14 protein-coding genes are annotated in these 7,046 nt (G+C 37.7%); 12 read left to right on the top strand and 2 right to left on the bottom strand.

Annotation, left to right across the window (positions count from 1 at the left end; genetic code table 11):
* The coding region (locus DK858_RS08240) for a DUF968 domain-containing protein (protein ID WP_228407243.1) at positions 1–880 on the top strand (880 nt) is incomplete at its 5' end.
* Positions 881–908: 28 nt separating this feature from the next.
* A complete protein-coding gene (locus DK858_RS08235; protein ID WP_109396993.1) occupies positions 909–1,304 on the top strand; it encodes an antiterminator Q family protein in 396 nt (131 codons plus the stop codon).
* Positions 1,305–1,412: 108 nt separating this feature from the next.
* Here the strand turns inward: DK858_RS08235 and DK858_RS08230 are convergent, their stop codons facing one another.
* Positions 1,413–2,315, bottom strand: a complete 903-nt coding sequence (locus DK858_RS08230; protein ID WP_109396992.1) for a hypothetical protein — start codon at positions 2,313–2,315, stop codon at positions 1,413–1,415.
* Between the two features lie 181 nt (positions 2,316–2,496).
* Between DK858_RS08230 and DK858_RS08225 the strand changes: the two genes are divergently transcribed.
* Together DK858_RS08225 and DK858_RS08220 are read left to right on the top strand one after the other, a co-directional pair.
* The gene (locus DK858_RS08225) at positions 2,497–3,090 is read left to right on the top strand and encodes a hypothetical protein (protein ID WP_109396991.1); all 594 of its coding nucleotides are present in this window, start codon (positions 2,497–2,499) and stop codon (positions 3,088–3,090) included.
* A 175-nt stretch (positions 3,091–3,265) separates the two neighbouring features.
* Positions 3,266–3,463 (top strand): hypothetical protein, encoded by a 198-nt coding sequence (locus DK858_RS08220; protein WP_109396990.1) that lies wholly within the window; start codon positions 3,266–3,268, stop codon positions 3,461–3,463.
* Here the strand turns inward: DK858_RS08220 and DK858_RS08215 are convergent.
* On the bottom strand, positions 3,456–3,683 hold the full coding sequence (locus tag DK858_RS08215) for a hypothetical protein (RefSeq protein WP_109396989.1): 228 nt from the start codon (positions 3,681–3,683) through the stop codon (positions 3,456–3,458). The genes DK858_RS08220 and DK858_RS08215 overlap by 8 nt on opposite strands.
* Positions 3,684–3,823: 140 nt before the next feature.
* On the opposite strand from DK858_RS08215, the gene DK858_RS08210 reads away from it, so the two are divergent.
* The 8 genes from DK858_RS08210 (at position 3,824) to DK858_RS08185 (ending at position 7,040) form a co-directional block, all read left to right on the top strand.
* Positions 3,824–4,093, top strand: coding sequence for a bacteriophage protein (locus tag DK858_RS08210; protein WP_036904926.1), 270 nt, complete (start codon positions 3,824–3,826; stop codon positions 4,091–4,093).
* Complete coding sequence (locus tag DK858_RS08205) at positions 4,093–4,563, top strand: lysozyme (protein ID WP_109396988.1); 471 nt, start codon at positions 4,093–4,095, stop codon at positions 4,561–4,563. Before DK858_RS08210 ends, DK858_RS08205 begins: the two co-directional genes overlap by 1 nt.
* Positions 4,545–4,703, top strand: a complete 159-nt coding sequence (locus DK858_RS18145) for a hypothetical protein (protein ID WP_194294830.1) — start codon at positions 4,545–4,547, stop codon at positions 4,701–4,703. Before DK858_RS08205 ends, DK858_RS18145 begins: the two co-directional genes overlap by 19 nt.
* Before the next feature lie 2 nt (positions 4,704–4,705).
* The gene (locus DK858_RS18060) at positions 4,706–5,098 is read left to right on the top strand and encodes a hypothetical protein (protein ID WP_162556666.1); all 393 of its coding nucleotides are present in this window, start codon (positions 4,706–4,708) and stop codon (positions 5,096–5,098) included.
* Positions 5,007–5,258, top strand: a complete 252-nt coding sequence (gene lysC / locus DK858_RS18560) for an Rz1-like lysis system protein LysC (protein WP_458368152.1) — start codon at positions 5,007–5,009, stop codon at positions 5,256–5,258. The genes DK858_RS18060 and lysC overlap by 92 nt, the downstream gene beginning before the upstream one ends.
* A gap of 50 nt (positions 5,259–5,308) precedes the next feature.
* Complete coding sequence (locus tag DK858_RS08195) at positions 5,309–6,013, top strand: DUF4145 domain-containing protein (protein WP_109396987.1); 705 nt, start codon at positions 5,309–5,311, stop codon at positions 6,011–6,013.
* Positions 6,014–6,056: 43 nt separating this feature from the next.
* Positions 6,057–6,404: an HNH endonuclease gene (locus DK858_RS08190; protein WP_109396986.1), complete on the top strand. Its 348-nt coding sequence runs from the start codon at positions 6,057–6,059 to the stop codon at positions 6,402–6,404.
* A gap of 162 nt (positions 6,405–6,566) precedes the next feature.
* A complete protein-coding gene (locus tag DK858_RS08185) occupies positions 6,567–7,040 on the top strand; it encodes a phage terminase small subunit P27 family (RefSeq protein ID WP_109396985.1) in 474 nt (157 codons plus the stop codon).
* Positions 7,041–7,046: the final 6 nt, after the last annotated feature.

The raw sequence follows: 7,046 nt of genomic DNA, 5'->3' as shown, positions 1-7,046 counted from the left end.
CGCATTAACGGGTGATGAACAGCCTATTTTAAACAATAAGCACATCGTCCAATTTCTCAATAGTAAAAAAGTGATCCACACTATCGATAAAGTGGCGCCGATGGACTCGTGGGTTATTCGTCATATTCAATGCTGTCAGATTGATAACGATGAAGAAAGTTACCATCACCATGAGTTAGTGACGACCTTTCACGAGGCAGGCGTGATCCGCACTTGCTGGCATCACGATAATCATATTAGAAATTCATCTGCTGGGTGGGTTGCTGAATTAGCTCATAAAAACCGTATTAATTGGATGCAAGATACAATTCGTTTTCGGTTGAGATTAGATAGTAGCCACCAGCTAACGATACCTGATTTTTTCACCTTTGCGGTTATGCATAACGTTATCGATGAATTACCCGAAGCGATATTACGCCAGATTTTAAATTGGTCAGATAAACAAGAAGAACGCAGAGTGCATGGCGGTTTTCCTGAAGCTGACATTATCCCGAGCAACGTAACCGCATTATCCGCAATGAATGAACGTTTAGATGCGATAAAGCCGGTTATTAAAGTATCTGTCGATCCGGAGCCACCAGCATCGTTTCTGCTGAAACCTAAAATGCAACGTTGGGAAAATACCCAATGGCTTCAATGGGTAAAAACTCAACCGTGTTGCGTGTGTGGGCAACAGGCTGATGATCCGCACCACATCATAGGTCATGGCATGGGTGGTATGGGTACTAAGGCTCACGACTTATTCACTATTCCATTATGCCGCATTCACCATGACGAGTTACACCGTGACCCAAAACAATGGGAAGTCACTCACGGCAATCAACTCGAATTGTTATTTCATTTTTTAAACCGTTCATTAGGCATCGGTGCATTTATTTAACGTGTGTACGGCACGAGGAGTATTAAGTATGAGAGATATGCAGGAAGTTTTATCGCGTTGGGGGGCGTGGTCAGCGAATGAGGGTGATAGTGTGGATTATTCCTCAATAGCTGCAGGGTTTAAGGGGTTACTCCCAAGTACAAGCAAAAGTCGCGCTTCTTGCTGTGATGATGATGGGATAATTATTGATTCAGCTGTTGGACAATTAATAAAAGTAGGAAGGAAAGACGAATACGATTTGATAGAAAAACATTATATAAAGAATATTTCAAAATCAGCAATCGCAAGGGATATGAAGTGCTCTGAGGGGAAAATCAGGCAAAAACTCATGATAGCAGAAACCTTTATTGATGCTTGTTTAATTATGACTGGCGCAGTTTTAGAAATGGATGAATGGACAAATAAAATAACAATTGATAGTTAAATGCTTTTCGTTACGAAATTTGGGTGCTAATGTGATAAGAGTGAATACGTTGTCACCTAACTTATAGAATGAAACCTCGCTAGCTAAGAGTGAGGTTTCAAAACTATTTTATGGGGTAATTAGAAGATAGTTATATTGTTCTGGTAATAAAGCATATTCCCCCCATTTAACATCATCTGACCAGTAACCAGAACCGACTTCTTTTATTGGACCATAGAAAATAACAATTCGATCCGGTTGTTCAGAGGTGATATTTTTTCTATCGAGCTCATCCAGTTTAACTTTTATTCGAACATCACTAATTGAGCTTTGAGTGTTTAGTCTGAAATATATATGTGCAGTGTTTGAAAATCTATCAATCCTTAAAATTTTTCCCCAGTAAAATGCTGGAGTAGCAATTTCACCTTCAATATTATTAACATCACTAAGTAGATCTCTGAATAATTTAGGTATAGCTTGACCACTATTAGCTATGTATATGTATTTATAATAATTCTCGTCAAAATTTCTACATAATCCTGCTACAGTACTAATTTTACTTGGAAGAGCATAATTCTCCCCTCTGTGTCTTCCTATTGGTGCTTGAATGATAGGACCATCAATATTTTCATTTGGGCCAGTATATTCAGGGTTCTCAATATCTTGATTTTCAGGCTCATTATTCATAAATCCGCTAATTACTGCTAGTTGATGATTCTGTATTGCTTGTTGAGCCTCGGTTTCACTTGCATATCGCCGACCTGGAGCACTTATACTTCTTAGCGGGCAATATGTTTCACTATAGCTAGGGAGGTGGAAAAATGCTCTTCTTCTTCCATTTGAAGTCACTTCAGTATTGATTGGGCGAATAGATATAGGCGTGTAGCAAGAAGGGCAGAACAAATGACCTCTCATTTCATGCTCATAGTCTTCAGGGGTTTTTCGCTGAGTTCTGTCTAATAATGAAATTGCTTGATGGCTATGAGACCAGTTAGGGTCATAGTAGGCGTATTGAATAAGTCTTTCTATCATAACGAAGATCCTTATTAAATATAAAATCACCATAATAAATGATAAATATTTTTAATCTAAAATGGATTTTATAAATGTGATTGAAGTTACATACAATTTAGCACTGAGTTTCTTCGATGTGACATCTCATGTAATATAGTGGTATATCTTATTAGAATTGGTTATGTCATGGAGTTTTTGAATGGAATGGAAAGGAATACCTTACTCATTAGATACTAAGGGAATAATGGAATCAGTTAATAACATAGCCACAGTAGAGGTAGATAAAATTCCTACTGTTGTTGTGAGTACTTCGTTTTCTTGGGAAACTGTAGTAGCGGCTTTTTTTTCTGCCCTAATTCCATCTCTTATCGCTTGGTATGCATTAAAACATAACTATAGATTAGCTGAGTACCAAAATAAATTAGTGGCTCAAGAAAAATGGATTAGTGATTTTAGAAATATGTTGGCTGAATATATATCTGAGTTAACTATATTTTCTAGTAATATTATTACGCAACCTTATATTATTACATCCGAAGATGAGAAAAAAGCAGAGCTTTGCAAGTATAAACTACTTCTTTTATTGGGCAGTTCTACAGATGCAGAAATTGATTTTGCAAAATCAGTAGTATCAATAAATAATTTAATTATTGAGCTGAAGAAAAGTTTAAGCTTTGCAACTCAAGGAAAAAGAGATAAATCAGAAATATATTCTGAAATAAACTATAAAATTAAAATATTAATGATTAGCCACAGGGATGTAATTATGAGTAAATATGGAAAATATTTATAGTTAACTAAGTTATACCCAATTTTACCAATTTTAACTATCCAGAAACCCCGAAAAAACTGATGTAAAGGTTGCGCATTGCGTGGCCTTTTTCGTATATAGCTCCTGCAAATCACTATTAACACGTTTAATTATTGCAACAGCCTTGCTGTTGGCTTTTTATTTAAGAGAGGTAGTTATGAGTAATCAAAATTTAGAAGTATCAATTAGTGTATTGTCAGCGCAAGTCGAGCAACAAGGGCAACAAATAACAGAGTTACAAAAACAGCTCGCTAGCATACAATTAACGAGCTGTTTCTCTAATAAACAATATAAGCTTCAGTCAGTAGAAAATCATATTGGATTAGAGGTGATTAATTTTTCAGTATTTAATTAAATTTAAACTGTTCTAACTGTTCGGCAACTCTATTTATTACTTCACTATTTATTTGTCTCATTTCTAAAAGAATATTTTCTTGATCTTCTTTTGGTAATCTCCGATATATTAGTGCGACAGCTAATTTTAGCGCTGATACTTCAGCGGCAACATCTTCTTTAGATGTGCAGTTTGTATTTATACTAATGCTTGGTATGTATCCATCAGGTTTTTTACTCATTACATGTCTCACACCGAAGTAAGTCAGCCATTCCTTCGGTTTATTACATTGGGCTGACCTATCAGTTTAACTTAAGTTTCATATTTTTACGTTTAACTTACTCACATTAATCATCAACGGACACTCCGTAGGGGGTGTATATGCGCATGGAAAAATTGACCAATGCTACCTACGGAACAGCTGGCTTAACTGCCTTTTTTGCAAGTCTTTCACTTTATGAATGGGGATTTGTAATAGGGATGGGATTCAGCATGCTCCTTGGATTAGCAACTTATTTTATGACACAGCGAGAACAGCGGAAACGAACAGCGTTATTTGCTGAATTAGTTCATCGAAATTGTTCTAGTGATCCGCAAGACATAGAAAAGATAGTTGGCGAGATGCTGACTAAAGCTAAAAAGGACATTTAATGAACCTAAAACAGAAGGTAGCAGCAGTTGCAAGTGCTGGTGCGGTAAGTATTGCGATAACAGTGATTGGTTATTTTGAAGGTGTTCGTTATGAACCTTACCGAGATGTTGCTGGTGTTCTGACGGTTTGTTATGGCCATACTGGGAATGACATTATTCAAGGCAAGACATACACACAGCAAGAATGTGACGAGTTACTTCAGAAAGACTTTATCAGAACGCAACAACAAGTTGATGTCCTGGTTAAAGTACCTCTGGATGATAAAACAAAAGCCTCTCTATATTCTTTTGCTTTTAATGTGGGTACCACAGCTTTTGCGCGTTCTACGTTACTAAAGAAATTAAACGCAGGCGATCAGTATGGCGCTTGCGAAGAAATGAAACGATGGGTTTATGCCGGTGGAAAGGTATGGCGAGGGCTAGTCAGTCGTAGAGATGCGGAGTCAGCACTATGTCATGGAAACCTTTAATTATCGTTATCAGATTTATCCTCGTATTACTCATCACGGTCGCTGGTGGCGTTTATCTCTCAATTGATAATTCATGTGTTAACGATAAAGCAAGCTTAGACAAGCGCTGTCAGATAGCTATTTCACATCATCGGTACTAATTATGAAGCATTGGAAACTTTACATTGTCATTGTGATGGTAGGAGTTATCACTGGTGGTTATATTGTCAAAGGCATACAAGATATCATTACTCAAAGAGATAAGTTATTAGCAGAGAATAAGCAATTAACAAAAGAAAATGAGAGCTACTCAAAACTGTTAAGTGATCAGGTCTTTCAATTCAATCGTTTTAATCAAATAGCGACTACAGCTTACCGCCATAGTATTCAGGCAGATGCAAAATCACAGGAGAAAATTATTGAATATAGAACAATCCTTAAAAAAGATCCGAATTGCGATTCTCTTGTTCCTCAGTCTATTGCTGATAGCCTGTACGAATACACAAACGAGTTACGCTCCAGCGCAATGTACATCAATACCATCGACATTAACTGAACCCGTTCTGGCACCATTACCACCTGATAGTGATGGAAAAATATTATCATATTCACAAGCTATTCTATGGATCTCTCCATTATTAGCTACTATTGATAAAGCAAACCAGCAGTTGAAAGCAATAAGACAAATAGAAGAGGAAAGAATGAGTGACGAATGATTAGTAACTTATTAAAATAAGTTATGAATAACTAAAAAAGGAATTAATAAATGTCTAGCTGGACATGTCCGTATTGCAACCAGATGTCAACAAAGTTTTCATACACTGACTACATTATAAATAGCACAATAACTAATGTTAATATTAGAGACTTAGAGCATTTAGATAATGTTGAAATTGGACTCATAACTCGGCATTGTCCAAATCCAAAATGTCTTAAGATAACGGTAGGTTATTATCTGGATAGATTGGATTTTTTTGGAGGCAGGATAGATACAGGGGATCAAGGTGTAATTGATACAATAAGACTACGACCAAGTAGCGAAATGAAAGTATTTCCTGATTATGTTCCAAGTTCAATTATTGATGACTATAAAGAATCTTGTTTAATTTGTGAGTTATCACCAAAGTCGTCGGCTACACTTGCGCGTAGGTGTTTACAGGGCATGATAAGAGATGTGTGGGATGTAAAAAATAATAACCTATCGAAAGCAATTGAAGCTATAAAAGATAAGGTCGAAGACTCTATGTGGAAAGCAATAGATTCTGTTCGTAAAGTTGGGAATATTGGTGCACACATGGAGAGTGATATAAATGTTATCGTTGATGTGGAACCAAAAGAAGCAAAAATGCTAATTAATCTTATCGAGATTTTAATTCAGGAATGGTATGTCGAGCGTCATGAAAGGGATAAGAGAATAGCTGCAATAGTTGATATGTCTGAGCAAAAACAAGAATTGAGGAAAAAGAAGTAATACTCACAACCCGCTCCGGCGGGTTTTTTATTGGAGCCAATTCATGCCACCTCGTATACCTCGCGCATGTCGTAAACAGGGATGCGCCAAGACAACAACAGAACGTAACGGATACTGTGCAGACCATCAGAACTTAGGATGGGAAAACCACCAGCGTGGTAAATCTCGTCATCAACGTGGTTATGGTACCCAATGGGGTAAGTTACGAGCACGTATACTCAAACGTGATAAGTATCTATGCCAAGAGTGTCTAAGAACAGGACGAGCCACCGAAGCCAAAACAGTTGACCATATCACTGCTAAAGCACATGGGGGTACCGATGCAGAAGATAACTTACAAAGCCTGTGTTGGCCGTGTCATAGAACTAAGACAGCAAAGGAAGGGAAATAATTCCGTAGCTTAAAGCGACCCTATTATTCATAGGGGAGGGGCGGGTCAAATCTCTACCATTCTCGCCACCTAGGACCGCCCCCTTACCTCTTTTCACATCACCGCAGGTTAGAAAACTTTTTTTGGGGAACCCCAAGCGATTATTGATAGGAGATTTCTATTATGGCTGGACCGCCTAAAACCCCGTCACATCTGCAATTGGTGAGGGGGAACCCATCAAAACGACCGATTAATAAAAAAGAGCCAAAGCCCCCTTCAGGGGTACCCCCAACTCCGAAGTATTTTGATAAGCGGGGAAAGTATTGGTTTAAACGAATAGGGGAAGAATTAAACGCATTAGGTGTGATGAGTACACTTGATGCTAAAGCATTAGAAATGTTGGTCGAAGCCTATGTTGAGTATCGACAACATTGCGAGACACTCGATGAAGAAGGTTATACATACGAGGTCATGTCATCGATGGGGGATAAATTAAAAAAAGCTCACCCAGCAGTCGCTATGAAATCTGATGCATGGAAACGTATTCGCGCCATGTTAAGTGAATTTGGTATGACTCCCGCCTCTCGAGCAAAAGTCACTATGAACACTCCTGCCGAAGAAGATCCTTTTGAGGCATTTTTGAAAAAGCGCAAATGATGAATG

The sequence above is a fragment of the Proteus faecis genome, assembly GCF_003144395.1.
In the GTDB taxonomy this organism is placed as follows: domain Bacteria; phylum Pseudomonadota; class Gammaproteobacteria; order Enterobacterales; family Enterobacteriaceae; genus Proteus; species Proteus faecis.
This window is presented reverse-complemented; position numbering and strand designations above follow the sequence as displayed.

Bases quoted from the DNA above. Each gene is read 5' to 3' on its own strand.
- DK858_RS18060 (WP_162556666.1), top strand. From the start codon at position 4,706: ATGAAGCATTGGAAACTTTACATTGTCATTGTGATGGTAGGAGTTATC.
- DK858_RS08190 (WP_109396986.1), top strand. From the start codon at position 6,057: ATGCCACCTCGTATACCTCGCGCATGTCGTAAACAGGGATGCGCCAAG.
- DK858_RS08235 (WP_109396993.1), top strand. From the start codon at position 909: ATGAGAGATATGCAGGAAGTTTTATCGCGTTGGGGGGCGTGGTCAGCG.
- DK858_RS08230 (WP_109396992.1), bottom strand. From the start codon at position 2,315: ATGATAGAAAGACTTATTCAATACGCCTACTATGACCCTAACTGGTCT.
- DK858_RS08205 (WP_109396988.1), top strand. From the start codon at position 4,093: ATGAACCTAAAACAGAAGGTAGCAGCAGTTGCAAGTGCTGGTGCGGTA.
- DK858_RS08195 (WP_109396987.1), top strand. From the start codon at position 5,309: ATGTCTAGCTGGACATGTCCGTATTGCAACCAGATGTCAACAAAGTTT.
- DK858_RS08220 (WP_109396990.1), top strand. From the start codon at position 3,266: ATGAGTAATCAAAATTTAGAAGTATCAATTAGTGTATTGTCAGCGCAA.
- DK858_RS08225 (WP_109396991.1), top strand. From the start codon at position 2,497: ATGGAATGGAAAGGAATACCTTACTCATTAGATACTAAGGGAATAATG.
- DK858_RS08215 (WP_109396989.1), bottom strand. From the start codon at position 3,683: ATGAGTAAAAAACCTGATGGATACATACCAAGCATTAGTATAAATACA.
- DK858_RS08210 (WP_036904926.1), top strand. From the start codon at position 3,824: ATGCGCATGGAAAAATTGACCAATGCTACCTACGGAACAGCTGGCTTA.
- DK858_RS18145 (WP_194294830.1), top strand. From the start codon at position 4,545: ATGTCATGGAAACCTTTAATTATCGTTATCAGATTTATCCTCGTATTA.
- DK858_RS08185 (WP_109396985.1), top strand. From the start codon at position 6,567: ATGGCTGGACCGCCTAAAACCCCGTCACATCTGCAATTGGTGAGGGGG.